We start from the raw sequence: 16,906 nt of genomic DNA on the forward strand, positions 1-16,906 counted from the left end.
AGAGCGAGAAACTCTGAATTACTCTGCGGATTCTTCCTCTGCGGATTCAGCGCCAGCCTCAGCGCCGCCTTCCTCAGCAGCCTCAGCGGCTGCCTCGAGCTCTTCGTCAACCTCAGGCAGGGAGATGGAAGCGATGACGGTCTCTGCATCTGCAACCAGGGTGGTGTTTTCTGGCAGGGTGATGTCGCCAGCGGTGACGACAGCGCCGTCCTCGAGGCCCTCGATGGAAACGGAGATCTCCTCTGGGATGTTCAGAACGTCTGCCTCAACGAGGAGGACGTCAGCATCCTGAACGGACATGGTGCCCGGTGCGCTCTCGCCCTCGAGAACAACCGGAACCTCAACCTCAACCTTCTCGCCGCGCTTGATGGAAAGCAGGTCGACGTGGTCGATGTCCAGGGTCAGAACGTTCTGGTCAACGTGCTTGACCATGACGAGGTGCTGCTCACCCTCGAGCTCGAGTTCGAAAACAGCGTTGACGCCGTGTGAGCGAACCAGTGCGGTCAGCTCGAGACGGTCAACAGCGAAGTGCAGAACGTCAACGCCGTGGCCGTAGACAACGCCTGGGACCTTGCCTGCAACGCGCAGGCGGCGAGCGAAGCCCTTGCCGAACTCGTTACGTACTTCTGCCTTCAATACTGGGCGGGTGTTTGCCATAGTAAAACTCCTAGTGTCAAAGATTGGTGCGGCGAGACTTTAGCGAGTTCGAAAACGGCGAAAGCCTGCCGATGGTCGTCTTGGTCGAGTCATCGCAGGCTTAAAACGTGTGAAATAACTTCTAATCGCGTCGATAACGGCTTTCCAATTCTGGGCAGCCCTCGCCGAGACAGCGAGAATCCTAACACGCAGCGCCGAGAGCAGGCAAGTTACTTCTGCTCTTCTTCGCCGACAACTCCCCAGCATTCGTCAACTTCGTAGTCCTCGGCCGAAAAGTCATTGGAATCATCGGCCTCGCTAAGCGCGCTGCCTGCCACCTTAGCGAGGCTATCGACGCTATTCCACCAGCTCTTCATGGAGATAAGCTCATGCAGGCTGTCCAATTGTGCAGGCGGAATTACCTTAAGATGTAACAAGCAGAACAACAACACAAGGAACCTCCACCTGGATCAATTCAGGTGGAGGTTCCTTGTGTTCTGTTTAGGAGAGTAGCTTGTATCCGCTCTTGTCTTTGAATTCCCCTGAGGCGATCATAATGAGATCCACGATGGTTCCCACTAAGAAGAGTCCTCCTGTGAAGAGCCAGAGCAGACCAGTTCCGATCTTTCCCACATATATGCGGTGAAGACCAGCCACAAGGAAGAGACCAAGGACGCACAGCACAGCTGCGACACCTTTGCTGTATTTGCTTTCCCCGGAGAAATAGTTCGCATTGTAGGTCATATCATTATGTCCTTTCATTGTGGTGCGGTATCCGTTGCCAACGTGCAAGTCGTAGCACAGGTTCATGATGGCTGCATCTTATGTGGCGTCTAGCGCAAGGCAGGGAAAACCCAAGGAAAGTGCCTCGTCAAGCCTCCGAGTAAATATTAGTCAAGTTCATTTCTGTTTTTGGGGGGAAATGAAAAGACCGCCCAGCCGTGTGCTGGACGGTCCTTTTACGTGCTGCTTTTTAAGCGCTTAGTTTGACTCGAAGAGCGTGGTTACGGAGCCGTTTTCGAAAATCTCGTGGATGGTACGAGCCAGCAGCGGAGCAATCGAAAGAACGGTCAGGTTGGACCAGCCCTCGGTGGACTGCGGAAGGGTATCGGTGGTGATGACTTCCTCAGCGCCGCACTCGGACAGGCGCTCACGTGCCGGATCGGAGAAGACGCCGTGGGTACAAGCGATGACGACGGACTTCGCGCCTGCTTCCTTCAGCACACGAACTGCGCCAGCGATGGTTCCGCCGGTATCGATCATGTCATCCAGAAGGATGCAGTCCTTGCCCTCGACCTCACCGACAACGCGGTTGGAGACGGTCTCGTTTGCAACCTCGGTGGAACGAGTCTTGTGAACGAAGGACAGTGGGGCGTCGCCTAGCTCATGTGCCCATTTCTCAGCGACCTTGACGCGGCCAGCATCCGGGGAGACCACTGCGAGGTTGTCCAAGGGATACTTGGACTTGATGTAGTCAACCAGAATCGGCATTGCGTGCATGTGATCGACCGGGCCGTCGAAGAAGCCCTGGATCTGGTCAGTGTGCAGGTCAACAGAAACGATGCGGTCAGCGCCAGCAGCCTGTAGTAGATCTGCAACCAGGCGAGCGGAGATCGGCTCGCGGCCGCGGTGCTTCTTATCCTGACGTGCGTATGGGTAGAACGGCAGGATAGCGGTGATGCGCTTGGCAGAGCCGCGCTTGAGCGCATCGATCATGATGAGCTGCTCCATCAGCCACTTGTTCAGCGGCTGGCTGTGGGACTGCATAACGAAGCAGTCGGCACCACGGACAGACTCTTCGAAGCGGATGAAGATCTCACCGTTTGCAAAGTCACGAGCGGTGGTTGGAACGAGGTCCGTCTTCAGTTCCTTGGCAACAGCTTCAGCCAATTCTGGGTGTGCACGCCCAGAAAAGAGCTTCATATTCTTGCTGCTGCCGGTTACCTTGCCAGTCATGGGCGGTAATTCCCCTTACTTGTTGTTGTCCTGTGCGCGGGCGGCAGCTTCTGCTGCCGGAGTGCCCGGACGCTTCTTTTGAACCCAGCCTTCGATGTTGCGCTGCTTGCCACCGGAGACTACGAGTGCTCCCGCAGGAACATCTTCCTTGATAACTGTACCCGCCCCGGAATAAGCGCCGTCACCGACATTGACTGGTGCGATAAACATCGTGTCAGATCCGGTGCGCACATGGCTGCCGATTACGGTGTGATGCTTGTTAACACCGTCGTAGTTGACGAATACGGAAGAAGCGCCGATGTTGGATTCCTCGCCCACGGTGGCGTCGCCGATGTAGGTCAGGTGCGGCACCTTGGAACCGCGCCCGATCTGGGCATTCTTCGCCTCGACGAAGCCGCCGAGCTTGCCGCCTTCGCCGAGCTCGGTCTTCGGGCGGATGAAGGTAAACGGGCCGACGTTGGCGTTAGCGCCAATCACAGACTCGGAACCGTGGGTGCGGATGACCTTGGCGCCCTCGCCGACCTGCATATCGGTCAGGGTGGTGTCCGGGCCGATTTCCGTGCCATCAGCGATGTGAGTCTTGCCCCACAGCTGGGTGCCCGGGTGGATGAGAACGTCGCAGCCAATGGTGACGTCAACGCCAATCCAGGTGGTGGCAGGGTCGACGATGGTGGCACCGCCGCGCATGGCGGCTTCCACCGTGCGGCGGTTGAGCTCGCGTCCAGCTGCGGCGAGCTGGACGCGGTCATTGACGCCTGCCAGCTCGCCGGCGTCGGCAGCAATGTGCGCGCCGACGTTGTGGCCTGCGGTGCGGGCGATCTCCAAAACGTCAGTGATGTAGAGCTCGCCCTGGGCGTTGTTGGAATCGAGCTTGGTTAGGGCGTCGCGCAGAATTGCGCCGTCGAAAGCGAATACGCCGGAGTTGACCTCGTTGATGGAAAGCTGCTCGCTTGCTGCATCCTTCTGCTCAACGATGGCTTCGACATTGCCGTCTGCGCCGCGGACGATGCGGCCATAACCGGTTGGGTCAGCAAGCTGCATCGACAGAACTGTCACGGCGTTGCCGGCGGTAACGTGGGCGTCGAAAAGCCCGCGGATGGTCTCAGTGCGAAGAAGGGGGACGTCACCGTTGGTGACGATGACGGTGCCATCGAAGTCGGGGAGTGGCTCGAGACCGCACTGCACTGCGTGGCCGGTGCCGTTTTGTTCTTCCTGCACTGCCTGGGAGACCTCGGTTCCCAGTTCTGCGGCGATGGCCTCAATGGCAGGAGAGACCTGCTCGCGCTGGTGGCCGACGACGGCGACGAGGTGCTCCGGGTGCATACCAGCCGCAGCATGCAGCGCGTGCCCGATGAGCGGGCGGCCGCCGATTTCGTGCAAAGTCTTTTGCTTTGCGGATTTCATTCGGGTGCCAGCGCCCGCTGCTAGAACAACAATGGCGCACTTAGTTGTATCAGCCACGAGTTTCTTCGTTCTCCTGTCGTCGAGTCTTATTTAGGGAGTAATGTCCCACATCTTAACGCCCCACGTAATTATTGGGGGATAAAGCGCACCCCAGTTCGGCGCTGGTTTGCTACGAACTAGGCAGAGACCTCACGCAGCATCCTGGCGCGCCAAGCTCCGATGAAGCCGAGTGCAGCCAAGAAAAGCAGGGCAGCGGTAGGCCCGGCAAGGGAAATGACTGCGGAGATTGCGCCTACAACAAGCAAGATTGCGCCCATCATCGTGTTGGCCGCACCGACATAAAAGGTGCGTTTATCGCCACCTGCCATGTCCACGATGTAAGTCTTACGCGCGACGCGGATGCCCGTGTGCGCGAGGTTGACCAAAAAGAACCCCAGCGGCAAAGCCCAAGCACAAACCCAGGTTGGCGCCCAATGAGCACAAGCGACCACGAGCATTAGGGTCAGCGATGCCGCAACCGACGCCCACGACATCACCAATCGGGAAGAGCGATCCGACCAGATGCCGGAAATTTTTCCACCCACCAGGTTGGCAAGGCCAGAAGCAAGCACGAAGCCCGCGAGTCCGCTGAGCACCGTGGTGCCGCTTTGATGGGAAAGCGTGACGATGAAGGTGGTTGATAGCGCAGTCACTAGCAAAAGGGCGCGCACGTTAACAAAGCGGCGGAAATCTTCGTCGGAGGTATATAGCTTCCAGGTATCGCTCCACCAGTGAGGGCCCTCGGATGCATTCTTTTTGGCGGCCGCGGTTTCTGCTTCATCCGGAACGGGCTCATCGATGGAGGAGAATATCGCTGCCGCAACGAACCAACTCAGCGCACCACCACCGAGAACTGCGGCAAGCCCCAGCGGCGGAAGCTGGCCCAAGAACGCGAGCACAAGGCCAACGAGTAGGGTTACCGCGCCCGATGCTTGAGCAGCAAGCCCCGTCACCTCACCGCGGCTGCCTTTAGAAATGGTCCGGCCTTGGACGTCTTTTCCCGTCAGCGAGCACAAAGCGCGGAAAACAGAAAGCACGGCAAGCGCAGCGATGGTTATCGTGCCGAGAACCCAACCTTCAAATACCGCTGCGGCACCTGCAATCACGAGGGCGCTAATGCCTTGAACGACCGAGCCCCACACCCATAGCTTCTTGCGGGTCGGACGGGAAGTTACCCACGGGGTCAGTGCGGCCTGCGGGAGCATGGAGCCAGACTCTCGGATAGGCACCAGTAGTGCGGTAAAAAAGTGCGGGACGCCCAGCTGTGCAAAGAGCCAGGGCAGGACGGTCTTTCCGGAGACTAATTGGTCACCGATGCCTTGTAGGGCGTTTGAGGATGCGAAAAGGCGGGCGGGACGAGCTTCTTGGTCTGGGATCGGCATAAATCAAGCGTATGTGATAAATACCTGAATTGGCCGAAATAGGTTTGGCTTAGTAGCCAACTAAAATACTCTGGTATTTATGGGTTTTACGCGTCGTGTCTTTTTCAAAGGTGCTCTGTTTACTGCTTCTGCCGCTGCGGCGGGTGCGGCCATCACGGCTTGTGCCAATACGAAAAATAAGGATCAGCCGGCCCCGGTGGGCTATGACGCGGCGCCGCGGCCCCTTCCTATTCCGCCACTTTTAGAAGGTGAGATGGATGGCGGTACAAGGGTCTTCAAGCTCACCGCCCAAGACGGCCATTCGGAGGTTATCTCGGGCAATAACAACACCCGCACTTGGGGATTCAACGGCGCCTTCTTAGGGCCCACGCTGCGGGCGCACAAAGGTGAAAAGGTCCGCGCGGAAATCACCAATAACCTGGTCGAAATGACCACCGTGCACTGGCATGGAATGAAGCTTCCGGCCTATTCCGATGGTGGACCACACTCGCCGATTGAAGTGGGCAAGACCTGGAAGCCACAGTGGGAGATTTCCCAGCCCGCCGCCACCGTCTGGTATCACCCGCACCCGCATATGGCCACGGCAACCCATGCCTACCGCGGACTTGCTGGCATGTTTATCTTGGACGACGACGTATCGGATAAGCTCGACATTCCTTCTGAGTACGGCGTGGATGACATTCCGGTGGTCATTATGGATGCGAAGTTCACTGAGGACGGCCAGTTCGATCATCAGGTTGACGGCACGCTCGGTCTTATGGGTACTACACCTGTGATTAACGGCATCACGAATGCAGCTTTTACCGCCACCACGCGCCGGGTTCGCCTGCGCTTGCTCAACGGCGCTTCGATGCGTTTCTACACGCTGGCCCTGGATAATGGGACGCCGTTTAACGTCATCGCTACTGACTCTGGGCTTCTCGACGCCCCCGTTGAGGTCGACGAACTCCTCATCGGACCAGGCGAGCGCATCGAGGTCCTCGTGGACTTGGAGCCCGGCAAGGACGTGGTGTTGCAGTCGGTGCCGCGCAAGGACAACTTCAGCATCCCCGAAGATGAGTACTCTGCGGACTTTGGCTTCAAGGACAGCTTTGACATCCTGCATATCACCGCGCCAGGGGAGGATGCGCCTGCAGCGCCAGCTCTGCCGCAAACCTTGGATCCCGCGGCTGCCGACGTCCCGCCTGCTGAGGGGCTGACTGAGCGCGAGTTCGTGCTCAATACCTTCATGATTAACGGTGAGTCCATGGACATGGCCCGCGTGGACACCGTGATCGAGGAAGACAAGCCTGAGGTATGGACTGTGACCAACGAAAATAGCGATTGGCCGCACAACTTTCACATCCATAATTCGCGTTTCAAGGTCTTGTCTTATGACTATGGCGATGGCAAGGACATCGCGGTTCCGACGATGGGCTGGAAGGACATCGTCAATCTTCCGCCCAAGGCAACTGCCAAGCTGCTCGTGGAGTTGGGCTACTTCCCGGATAAGACCATTCCGTACATGTACCACTGTCACATGCTCCTGCACGAGGACAAGGGCATGATGGGCCAGATGGTTGTGGTGAACAAGGGCGAAAAACCTGACGTTCGCGTCAAGCCGGCGGCGCTTGTATTCGAGAAGTCTGCTGGGGCGTCGCATAGCGCACATGCTGGGCAAGTAGTGGACTCATCCCGTAGCCCGTACGCTACCCCGTCTGCGACTTCCTAGGCTTTTCGAGGTCTCAAAATAAAAGAACTCCTGCTCCTTCGAAATGTGAAGTGAGCAGGAGTTTTCTTGGCTTCCCCACCAGGACTCGAACCTAGAATGACGGTACCAAAAACCGTAGTGTTGCCGATTACACCATGGGGAATAACCGCGCGCTCAAGGCGTGCGTTGCTAATAGTACCTGACGCATATGCCTTAATTACAAATGCCACCCACTAAGCTTGATCGCATGGTTCGACAGAGGATGACTGGACGCGAACGTCGCGAGCAATTGATCGTGATTGGCCGAGCGGCATTTGCCGAGCTGGGCTTCGACAGGGCCAGCGTGGAGGAGATTGCGGCGCGGGCTGGCGTGTCCAAGCCCGTGGTCTATGAGCACTTCGGGGGAAAAGAAGGCCTCTACGCGGTCATCGTGGACCGCGAGATGCTCGCCCTGGAGAAGGTGATCACGCATTCGCTTAGCGAAGGAACCTGGCGCGAGCGCATCGAGAAAGCCACTGTCGCACTTTTAAACTACGTGGAGCAAGAAACCGATGGATTCCTAATCCTCGTACGTGACTCCAAGCCCGGCGACGAACGCTCTTATTCCACTTTGCTTAATTCCTCCGTGGGGCAGGTTTCCTATATCCTGGGCGCCGCCTTCGAGCGCCGCGGCCTCGACGCGAAACTGGCAGGACTTTATGCCCAAGCGCTAGTCGGCATGGTCTCGATGACCGCCCAATGGTGGCTGGATACCCGCCAGCCGGCAAAGGAAGTGGTGGCTGCGCACATCGTAAACTTGTGCTGGAATGGGCTGTCTGGAATGGAAGCTAAGCCAAAATTGAGAGGAACTAACTAAGTGGCAACGCCGATGCTCGCCGGACTGCTCAAGGTCGCGGCTTCCGACCCGAAACTCAAAGGGCTTGCCACCCAGGTAGGCGAGCCACAGCTGCACATCACCGGCATCGACCAAGCGCGCCCGTGGGCTATCGGCACGCTGGCGAATCAGGCGCCCGTTCTCGTCGTTACCGCCACCGGCCGTGAGGCCGAGGACCTCACCGCGGAGCTTACCGCGATGATGGGGGACAAGGTTGCCCAGTTCCCGGCGTGGGAAACCCTTCCGCACGAACGCCTTTCGCCCGGCGCGGATATCGTGGGCCGCCGCGCGCAGGTGCTGCACCGCATAGCAGAAGGCAAGCTGCGCGTCGTCGTTACGGCAGCGCGTGGATATAGCCAACCGATCTTGAAAAACGTGGAAGGCCGCAGTCCGATCAGCCTAGCCGAGGACATGGAGATCGAGCTCGAGGCCATCGTCTCCCAGCTGGAGTTTCGTGCCTACAAGCACGTGGACATGGTGGCCAAGCGCGGCGAGTATGCCGTTCGCGGCGGCATCTTGGACGTCTTTCCCACGACGCTCGATTACCCGGTGCGTGTGGAGTTCTGGGGCGATGAAATCACCGATATCAGGCAATTTTCCGTCGCCGACCAGCGCGCGATTCCAGAGATTGAGGTCGGCGCGGTGGACATCTTCCCGGCGCGTGAGCTTCCGATTACTGACGACGTCGCCAAGCGTGCTCAAGACCTTGCCCTGCAGCACCCGGGCAATGCTGCCCTCGTGGAGCTTTTGACCAAGGTAGGTGAGCATATTCCGGCCGACGGCATGGAGGCGCTGCTGGCGGTGCTTAGCGACGCCCCGCTGGTCACCCTTCCCGAATTCATGCCTGAGGGTACCCACGTGCTGCTGGTCGCGCCGGAAAAGATTCGCACCCGTATTGCGGATCTAGAGTCCACGGACGCGGAATTCTTGGCTGCCGGTTGGGAAGCCGCTGCCATGGGGGCGGATGGTCCTTTGACCGCTGAAGGCCTGGATACCGAGGCGGCTAGCTACCGTTCCTACGAGTCTTTGGAAGCAACGTGTGCTAACACGAGTTTGCCGCTGTGGACCTTTGCGCCTCCTGGAATGTTCATGGCGGATGAGGCGCAGACCCTGCCGCTCGAGTATGAACCGGGCCCGACGCCGCGTGGTGACATTAAGGAAATCGACGCCATGATGGCGCAGCTGCTCGCCCATACCCGCGATGGTGGCCGTGCGGCGTTTATCGCGCCGGCTCAGGGTGCTATCAAGCGCATGGTGGAACGCTTTGCCGAGAAGGGGATTCGCACCAAGGTCGCGACTCCTGGCTGGGAGCCGACGCCTGGCGAGGTCACTTTGTATCAGGCGCTTTCACATGCGGGCTTGGTATTCCCGAAGGCCCGCAGTGCCGGCGGATCGCAGAAGGAACAGCTCCCGTTGGTTGTCATTACGGAGACCGACCTGACGGGTAATCGCGTGGGCGATATCGCCGGCGCAAAGCGACGCCCAGCTAAGCGCCGCAACCGCGTCGATCCGCTGGCGCTCAAACAGGGCGACCACGTGGTGCACGAAACCCACGGCATCGGCCGCTTCCTCAAGATGGCCGAGCGCACGATTCAGTCGGGTGATGAAACCTCCCGACGTGAGTACATCGTGCTGGAGTACGCCTCCTCGAAGCGCGGTCAGCCGGCCGATCAGCTCTGGGTCCCGATGGACTCGCTGGATCTGCTCTCCAAGTACACCGGCGGCGAGAAGCCGACGCTGTCCAAGATGGGCGGCTCGGACTGGAAGAACACCAAGAAGAAAGCCCGCGCCGCAGTCCGCGAAATCGCGGGCGAGCTGGTGGAGCTTTATGCCAAGCGCCAAGCCGCGCCGGGACACCAGTTTGCGCCGGATAACCCGTGGCAGGCGGAGATGGAAGATAACTTCCCGTACGTCGAGACTGAAGATCAGATGATGGCCATCGACTCTGTGAAGCAGGATATGGAATCCAGCGTGCCGATGGACCGCGTCGTCGTCGGCGATGTGGGCTATGGCAAGACCGAGGTAGCGGTGCGCGCAGCCTTCAAGGCAGTGCAGGACGGAATGCAGGTGGCGGTTCTGGTGCCGACCACCTTGCTGGCGCAACAGCATGCCGATACCTTCCGCGAGCGCATGACCGGTTTCCCGGTCAATATTCAGGTGCTTTCGCGCTTTACTTCTACCAAGGAAGCCAAGGAGATTGTCTCCGGCTTGGCAGACGGTTCCGTCGATATCGTCATCGGAACGCATCGCCTGCTGCAAACAGGTGTGCATTGGAAGAACCTAGGGCTAATCGTTGTAGACGAGGAGCAGCGCTTTGGCGTGGAGCATAAGGAACATATCAAGGCGCTTAAAGCCTCCGTTGACGTGCTGACGATGTCTGCGACCCCAATTCCGCGCACCCTCGAGATGTCCATGGCGGGCATCCGCGAGATGTCTACCATCCTGACCCCGCCGGAAGACCGCCATCCGGTCCTGACTTACGTGGGTGCTTATGAGGACAAGCAGATTGCTGCGGCGATCCGCCGCGAGCTGCTGCGAGACGGCCAGACCTTCTTCATCCACAACAAGGTCTCTGACATTGAAAAGAAGGCCCGCGAGCTCCGCGATCTCGTGCCGGAGGCGCGCATCGTCGTGGCGCACGGCCAGATGAACGAGGAAGCCCTCGAACGGACCGTGCAGGGCTTCTGGGACCGTGAGTACGACGTCCTGGTTTGTACCACGATCGTGGAAACCGGCCTGGACATCGCTAATGCGAATACGCTCATCGTGGAAAACGCGCACCACATGGGCCTGTCTCAGCTCCACCAGCTGCGCGGGCGCGTGGGGCGTTCCCGTGAGCGCGGCTATGCTTACTTCCTGTATCCGAAGGGCGCCACGCTGACCGAGACCTCCTATGACCGCCTGGCTACCATCGCCCAGAACAATGATCTGGGCGCCGGCATGGCCGTGGCGATGAAGGACTTGGAGATGCGCGGTGCCGGCAACGTCTTGGGCGCGCAGCAGTCCGGCCACATCGCGGGTGTCGGCTTCGACCTTTATGTCCGCTTGGTCGGGGAGGCAGTGGAGACTTTCAAGGCCCTTGCCCGTGGCGAGGTTCCGAAGGCCACCGACGAGGGACCGAAGGAGATCCGCATCGACCTGCCAGTCGACGCCCACATCCCTGAGGATTACATCAACTCCGAGCGCCTGCGCCTGGAGGTTTACCGCAAGCTCGCGGCCTCGAAGGACAATAACGATCTGCAGTTAGCTGTAGAAGAAATGGAGGACCGCTACGGCCCACTGCCGGAGCCAGTGACCCGTTTGCTGGCCGTCGCTCGACTGCGTCACCAGGCGCGCCGGGCAGGCGTGGGCGATATTGCGGTGCAGGGAACCCGCATTAAGGTCCACCCAGTGGATTTGGCGGATTCGAAGCAGGTGCGTTTGAAGCGCCTTTACCCGGGCTCCAATTACCGCGCCGCGGCGAAGGCTATTCAGCTGGGGTTCCCCAAGGCGGGCCGCAACGTCACCTCCCCGAAGTTGCGGGATATCGAGCTGCTGCAGTGGATGGCGGATTTCTTTTCCGCCATGTTCGAACTGGACAAGATCGATGTCACCGGCGCAAAGGTCGGCGGGAAGAATGTGATCTCTGTAAGCCAGTAAGACCCTATTTCACCTGCAGAGCACTGTCCTAGCAGAAAAGTACTCCCTACGGGCCCAGCGTGAAGCCGAGCCGGTAGGGAGTCTTTATCTATGCAGTTATCCTTAAAGAGAGAGCTTGCCGCTTGCTAGTCCCCACAGAGCGGCGATTGCGCCGATGAAGACGATGGCCACGACACACCACTCGAAGGAGTTGAAGACTCGCTCCTTCTTGTACAGGCGCGTTCCCACGTAAGGGATAAGACCTGGAATAACAGCGAGCGCACCGAGCAAGACATAAACCAGGTCGGCGGCGTAGATAAGCCACAGCGAGTAAACGAATGCGATGGCGCCAATGACGATGTGACGGCGGTTTTCCCGCTTCGAGATTTCCGGGCCCGAAAGATCGAACTTCACACCTGCGTGCGGGTGCGAAAGGCCCGTGCCGCGGATACCCAGTAAAAGTAGGTAGAGCGAGGTGAAGATATAAGGCAGTAGGTACATGATGGTGGCCAGCTGCACCATGGCGTTATATGAAGTCTCATTGAAGAAGAAGACGATGATGAAGACCTGGATAACAGAGGTGGAGATAAGCTGCGCTACCCATGGGGCGCCGGCCACGTTGATGGTGCCGATCTTGCGAGGCAGCAGGCCGTCGGTAGCCATCATTACGATGGGCTCAGCACACAGCATCTGCCAAGACACGTAAGCGCCGAGCACCGAAAGGCAGAGACCTATGGAGATAAAAGCCGCGCCCCATGGGCCTACGACAGCTTCTAATACGGAAGCCATGGAGTTATCCGGCAATGCTGCCAGTTCAGCTTGGGAGAGCACTCCGAATGACAAGGTGGAGACCGAAACCAAAAGCGCCAGCACGGAGAAGAAACCGATGACGGTGGCACGGCCGACGTCGCTGCGGGAGCGGGCCTGCTTGGAGTAGACGGAGGCGCCCTCCACACCGATGAATACCCACACGGTGTAGAGCATGATGCCCTGAATCTGCTCAAAGACGGTTGAGCCGGAGTCTTTGCCCCAGAAATCAAAGGTGAACTTATCCCAGCTAAAACCGAGGAACGCGATGAAGACTACGAAAGCCAAAATAGGGACGATCTTGGCAATCGAGGTCACCATGTTCATCACAGCGGCCTGCTTAATGCCGCGCGCCAAAACTGCAAAAATGGCCCAGGACATTACCGACACTGCGATGGCGGAGGCCCAGCGATGATCGGCGTCGAAAAGCGGCACATAGTGGCCCGCGGTGTTAAAGAAGAGCGTGGCATACCCCACCTGCGCGATTACGGAGCCAATCCAGTAGCCCCAGCCTGCGGTAAAGCCGATGAAATCACCCAGGCCCGCGCGGGCGTAGGAATACACGCCGGAGTCGAGGTGCGGCTTGCGGTGCGCCAAGTACTGGAACACGAACGCGACAGAGAGCATGCCCACGCCGGCGATGAGCCAACCGATGAGCATTGCGCCGGGACCTGCAACCGAGGCGATGTTTTGAGGAAGCGAGAATATTCCACTGCCCACGGTGGAGCCGATAATCAAGGCGACGAGAGTCCACAGAGTCACCTTGTGAGTACTCGATGACTCGGCGTTCGCCGGGGAGGAAGTAGTGGAAGTCATGCGACTAAAATACCCCGCAAAAGCCACGGAGCGAAGTCAGCATTTAAAACCTGATTACTAAACTGCCCTATACTTTGTGGCCATGACTGTTCTGTTGCTCGATGAACGCTGGCCCACGCTGATTCCGATGGAGGCACATGGGGCGCTTTTGGGCCCTGTTAGCTTCACCGGTGAGGTTCCAGTGCGCGTGCGATGGAACTTTAGCGATCTCCTAAAAGGAGAGGACCCATTGGGCGTTGGCCTGCTGGTTTCCACTGATGCGCACGAGCCGGAAGTCGTTGAAAGGCTGGAAGCTGGCGAGCGTCTCATCGAAGCAGAGTCGCGCAAAGATCCGATGTTTCAAGCGCGTACTGCAATGACCCAAGCGGTGCGGATTGGCGAGTGGGAACGTGCCCAAACTCACGAAAGTCTGTTGCCTTATCTCGCCGAAGAATCCGCCGAATTTGCCGAATCGGTGCGCTCCCAGGCCGGCGATGAGCATATGCGCGGCGAGCTTGGCGACGTCCTGCTACAAGTTCTCTTCCACGCCGAGCTAGCCTCGCGGCGCGGAGCATTCACGCTTGACGACGTCGCGGATTCCTTCGTGGCGAAGCTGCGCTCCCGCGCGCCCTATCTCTTTGATGGAACGAATGAGCTTGTTGCGATTGAGCGGCAGGAGCAGCTGTGGGCAGAAGGAAAGGCCCGCGAAAAGTCGCAGGCCTTGGACTAGCCGGAAATTCTTCTGAAGTTCCTTAGAGCTTCGGTAGGTTCAGCATGGAAGAGAGCATCGGAGCGTAGTCCGAGATCTTGGAGGACAAGCCAGTACCGCCAGTGAGGATGTTGTCCTGCTTGACGATGCCGCAGGCTAGGGCGCGGTCTGCGGTTAGCCCGGAGTACTTCACGGCAGCGATGGTCAGCGGGGAGACCTGTGCGTTCGCGTTGCCGCCAAGGTTCTGCAGGTTGTGAGCGAGCTGGTTGCGGGTGGTGTTCTCGTTAAAGAGCACGCCTTCGGTGTTTTGATCGATGACAGTCAGCGTGGTGCGAACGGTGCCGCAGTCGGCGCCGCTAATGAGTTGCGTGGCGACATTGTTAAGGTCGCCCAAGAAGCTGAGGTCTTGAGCCTGTGCGGCAGCTGGGGCGGCGAGGGAAAGGCTAAGCGCTGCGGCGGCGGCAGCGGCGTAACGGCGAAGGGACATGGAAAGGCTCCTTTTAAGGTGTGCGGTGCAGAAACAGGCGTGAAACCTGACCTTGTTACTGTAGCGCAAAATGTTAAAGATGGTGTAGTGGTGAAAAGTCTGACATAACTTCTTGTTGCTTACTGTTAAATCTCTGAAAGGGAAGTGGGGGCCGCAGTGTCAGTTCGGGAAGTGGCAAGGGGAGTCATTATGATTGACATTCATGACTAAGCGGCTGCGGAAACTCGGGGGCTGCGGCCTGGCCGCAGTCCTCGCTGTCGTCGTTGTGGTTTCTCTCGTGGGCTGGGTGCTTTCTGCCTTAGGCAAGCCTGCAACCTTGAAACCACTGCAGCCGGTTCCGCAGGCGATGCCGCCGATTGCTGGCATGGAAGTTCCTAACATTGACGTTCATTCGGAAGGGCGCACCGCGGACAAGCTTTCTTATTGGTCCTCGCAGCTGGAATCACAGACAGGAATCTCCGGCCAAGCATTACGTGCGTACGGAAACGCCGAGCTCATCGCCCGCGATGCGTGGCCCGAATGCAACCTGCGATGGAATACTCTGGCCGGTCTGGGTTGGGTAGAAACCCGCCATGGCACCTACAACGGCAATTGGCTACGCCCCTCCAAGCTGGATGAAAATGGGTACCCAGATCCGCCGATTACCGGCATTGCTCTCGACGGCTCGAATGGTACCGCACATACCCCTGACACGGATGGCGGCCAAATCGATGGCGACGCTGAGTTTGATCGCGCCGTCGGGCCGTTGCAGTTCATTCCTTCCTCGTGGTCCCACGTGGGCCGCGATGCCAACGGTGATGGAGTGGCAGATCCCAACCAGATCGATGATGCCGCCCTCGGCGCGGCGGCTTTGCTTTGCTTCGGCGGGCGCAACATGGACAAGTCTGAAGACTGGGAGGCTGGCATCCTTAATTACAACCAGTCCAGGGACTATCTGGAACGCGTTGCCGCTGCTGCCAACTCATATTCGATTCCGCAGCCTTCTTCTTCTTAGAAAAGCCAACTTTTTAGGCAAGTATGTGACATAGTGCCCGACGCAGCCCGAAGTTTTCTGGAACAATTGTCTTCAGGTGATTTGGGGCAAGGAACCCGAATCTCATATCAAATCAATTTGGCTCAATAGGAGTGAAAGCAGCATGGCTGACATCATCCACGTATTTGCTCGAGAGATTCTTGATTCTCGCGGTAACCCGACCGTCGAGGCCGAGGTTTTCCTTGATGACGGAGCACGCGGCGTAGCCGGCGTTCCTTCCGGTGCTTCCACCGGTGTGCACGAGGCTCATGAGCTTCGAGATGGTGGTGACCGCTACCTGGGCAAGGGCGTTCTCAAGGCTGTTGAAAACATTAATGAGGAAATCGTCGATGAGATCGCCGGCTTCGAGGCAGACGATCAGCGCCTGCTCGACCAGGCGCTTATCGCGCTCGATGGAACCGAAAACAAGTCCCGCCTTGGTGCAAACGCAATCCTCGGTGTTTCCATCGCTACCGCGAAGGCAGCTGCAGAGTCCGCCGGCCTGCCGCTCTACCGTTACATCGGCGGCCCGAACGCACACGTCCTGCCGGTTCCGATGATGAACATCGTCAACGGCGGCGCACACGCTGACTCCGGTGTTGACGTACAGGAGTTCATGATTGCTCCTATCGGCGCCGAGTCCTTCGCTGAGGCACTGCGCATGGGTGCTGAGGTTTACCACTCCCTGAAGTCCGTTATTAAGTCCAAGGGCCTATCCACCGGCCTGGGCGACGAGGGCGGCTTCGCTCCGGAGGCTGAGTCCACCAAGGCTGCACTCGATCTCATTGTCGAGGCAATCAAGAAGGCTGGCTTCGAGCCAGGCAAGGATATCGCCCTGGCTCTTGACGTTGCTTCCTCTGAGTTCTTCAAGGATGGCAAGTACCACTTCGAAGGCGGCGAGCACACCGCCGAGGAAATGGCCAAGGTCTACGAGGAACTCATCTCCGAATACCCAATCGTCTCCATCGAGGATCCGCTGCAGGAAGATGACTGGGAGGGCTACACCAAGCTCACCGAGACCATCGGTGACAAGGTCCAGATTGTTGGCGACGACTTCTTCGTCACCAACCCGGCACGCCTGGCTGAGGGCATCGAGAAGAAGGCTGCTAACGCACTGCTCGTCAAGGTCAACCAGATCGGTACCCTGACCGAGACCTTCGACGCAGTCGAGCTTGCGCATCGCAACGGCTACCGCACCATGATGTCCCACCGCTCCGGCGAGACCGAGGATACCACCATCGCTGACCTCGCAGTTGCTCTGAACTGTGGCCAGATCAAGACCGGTGCTCCGGCGCGTTCCGAGCGCGTTGCTAAGTACAACCAGCTGCTGCGCATCGAGCAGGAGCTGGGCTCCGGCGCGGTCTACGCAGGCCGCTCCGCTTTCCCGCGTTTCCAGAGCTAAACCCCCGCGCTGGTTTTAGTTAGGTCGCCTCTTCAAGGCCCCTCGCTACCTACCCTTGGTTTTCAAAGGCAGGCAGCAGGGCTTTGAGAAGGCGG

14 protein-coding genes and 1 tRNA gene are annotated in these 16,906 nt (G+C 58.6%); 6 read left to right on the forward strand and 9 right to left on the reverse strand.

The window, feature by feature from the left end; genetic code table 11:
- Window positions 1–18: 18 nt before the first annotated feature.
- The 6 genes from HMPREF2888_RS01460 to HMPREF2888_RS01485 form a co-directional block, all read right to left on the reverse strand.
- Entirely contained in the window at window positions 19–657 is a 639-nt protein-coding gene (locus HMPREF2888_RS01460; RefSeq protein WP_061921429.1) for a 50S ribosomal protein L25/general stress protein Ctc, read from the reverse strand.
- A gap of 209 nt (window positions 658–866) precedes the next feature.
- Window positions 867–1,040, reverse strand: coding sequence for a hypothetical protein (locus HMPREF2888_RS12815; protein WP_210386794.1), 174 nt, complete (start codon window positions 1,038–1,040; stop codon window positions 867–869).
- A 97-nt stretch (window positions 1,041–1,137) separates the two neighbouring features.
- The gene (locus tag HMPREF2888_RS01470) at window positions 1,138–1,380 is read right to left on the reverse strand and encodes a TM2 domain-containing protein (RefSeq protein WP_061921517.1); all 243 of its coding nucleotides are present in this window, start codon (window positions 1,378–1,380) and stop codon (window positions 1,138–1,140) included.
- Window positions 1,381–1,617: 237 nt separating this feature from the next.
- Window positions 1,618–2,592 (reverse strand): ribose-phosphate diphosphokinase, encoded by a 975-nt coding sequence (locus HMPREF2888_RS01475; protein ID WP_061921434.1) that lies wholly within the window; start codon window positions 2,590–2,592, stop codon window positions 1,618–1,620.
- Window positions 2,593–2,607: 15 nt separating this feature from the next.
- Window positions 2,608–4,053, reverse strand: coding sequence for a bifunctional UDP-N-acetylglucosamine diphosphorylase/glucosamine-1-phosphate N-acetyltransferase GlmU (glmU, locus tag HMPREF2888_RS01480; protein WP_061921437.1), 1,446 nt, complete (start codon window positions 4,051–4,053; stop codon window positions 2,608–2,610).
- 119 nt (window positions 4,054–4,172) lie between these two features.
- Window positions 4,173–5,417, reverse strand: coding sequence for an MFS transporter (locus HMPREF2888_RS01485; protein WP_061921440.1), 1,245 nt, complete (start codon window positions 5,415–5,417; stop codon window positions 4,173–4,175).
- Between the two features lie 79 nt (window positions 5,418–5,496).
- Between HMPREF2888_RS01485 and HMPREF2888_RS01490 the strand changes: the two genes are divergently transcribed.
- Window positions 5,497–7,128 carry a multicopper oxidase family protein gene (locus HMPREF2888_RS01490; protein ID WP_070518082.1) on the forward strand — a complete coding sequence of 544 codons (1,632 nt, stop codon included), beginning with the start codon at window positions 5,497–5,499 and terminating at the stop codon, window positions 7,126–7,128.
- A 67-nt stretch (window positions 7,129–7,195) separates the two neighbouring features.
- On the opposite strand, the gene HMPREF2888_RS01495 is transcribed toward HMPREF2888_RS01490, so the two are convergent.
- Window positions 7,196–7,270, reverse strand: a tRNA-Gln gene (locus tag HMPREF2888_RS01495).
- An 84-nt stretch (window positions 7,271–7,354) separates the two neighbouring features.
- On the opposite strand from HMPREF2888_RS01495, the gene HMPREF2888_RS01500 reads away from it, so the two are divergent.
- Window positions 7,355–7,963, forward strand: a complete 609-nt coding sequence (locus tag HMPREF2888_RS01500; RefSeq protein WP_061921571.1) for a TetR/AcrR family transcriptional regulator — start codon at window positions 7,355–7,357, stop codon at window positions 7,961–7,963.
- 12 nt (window positions 7,964–7,975) lie between these two features.
- Window positions 7,976–11,620, forward strand: a complete 3,645-nt coding sequence (gene mfd / locus HMPREF2888_RS01505) for a transcription-repair coupling factor (protein ID WP_070518102.1) — start codon at window positions 7,976–7,978, stop codon at window positions 11,618–11,620.
- A gap of 102 nt (window positions 11,621–11,722) precedes the next feature.
- On the opposite strand, the gene HMPREF2888_RS01510 is transcribed toward mfd, so the two are convergent.
- Window positions 11,723–13,222, reverse strand: a complete 1,500-nt coding sequence (locus HMPREF2888_RS01510; RefSeq protein ID WP_070518083.1) for an amino acid permease — start codon at window positions 13,220–13,222, stop codon at window positions 11,723–11,725.
- An 82-nt stretch (window positions 13,223–13,304) separates the two neighbouring features.
- On the opposite strand from HMPREF2888_RS01510, the gene HMPREF2888_RS01515 reads away from it, so the two are divergent.
- A complete protein-coding gene (locus HMPREF2888_RS01515) occupies window positions 13,305–13,931 on the forward strand; it encodes a MazG nucleotide pyrophosphohydrolase domain-containing protein (RefSeq protein ID WP_070518084.1) in 627 nt (208 codons plus the stop codon).
- Between the two features lie 22 nt (window positions 13,932–13,953).
- On the opposite strand, the gene HMPREF2888_RS01520 is transcribed toward HMPREF2888_RS01515, so the two are convergent.
- The gene (locus tag HMPREF2888_RS01520; protein WP_070518085.1) at window positions 13,954–14,397 is read right to left on the reverse strand and encodes a hypothetical protein; all 444 of its coding nucleotides are present in this window, start codon (window positions 14,395–14,397) and stop codon (window positions 13,954–13,956) included.
- Between the two features lie 202 nt (window positions 14,398–14,599).
- On the opposite strand from HMPREF2888_RS01520, the gene HMPREF2888_RS01525 reads away from it, so the two are divergent.
- Both HMPREF2888_RS01525 and eno read left to right on the forward strand, forming a co-directional pair.
- Window positions 14,600–15,391, forward strand: a complete 792-nt coding sequence (locus HMPREF2888_RS01525; RefSeq protein WP_070518086.1) for a lysozyme family protein — start codon at window positions 14,600–14,602, stop codon at window positions 15,389–15,391.
- Between the two features lie 142 nt (window positions 15,392–15,533).
- Entirely contained in the window at window positions 15,534–16,811 is a 1,278-nt protein-coding gene (eno, locus tag HMPREF2888_RS01530; protein ID WP_070518087.1) for a phosphopyruvate hydratase, read from the forward strand.
- Window positions 16,812–16,906 lie beyond the last annotated feature (95 nt).

Source organism: Corynebacterium sp. HMSC077D03, from assembly GCF_001808545.1.
Lineage (GTDB): Bacteria > Actinomycetota > Actinomycetes > Mycobacteriales > Mycobacteriaceae > Corynebacterium > Corynebacterium simulans.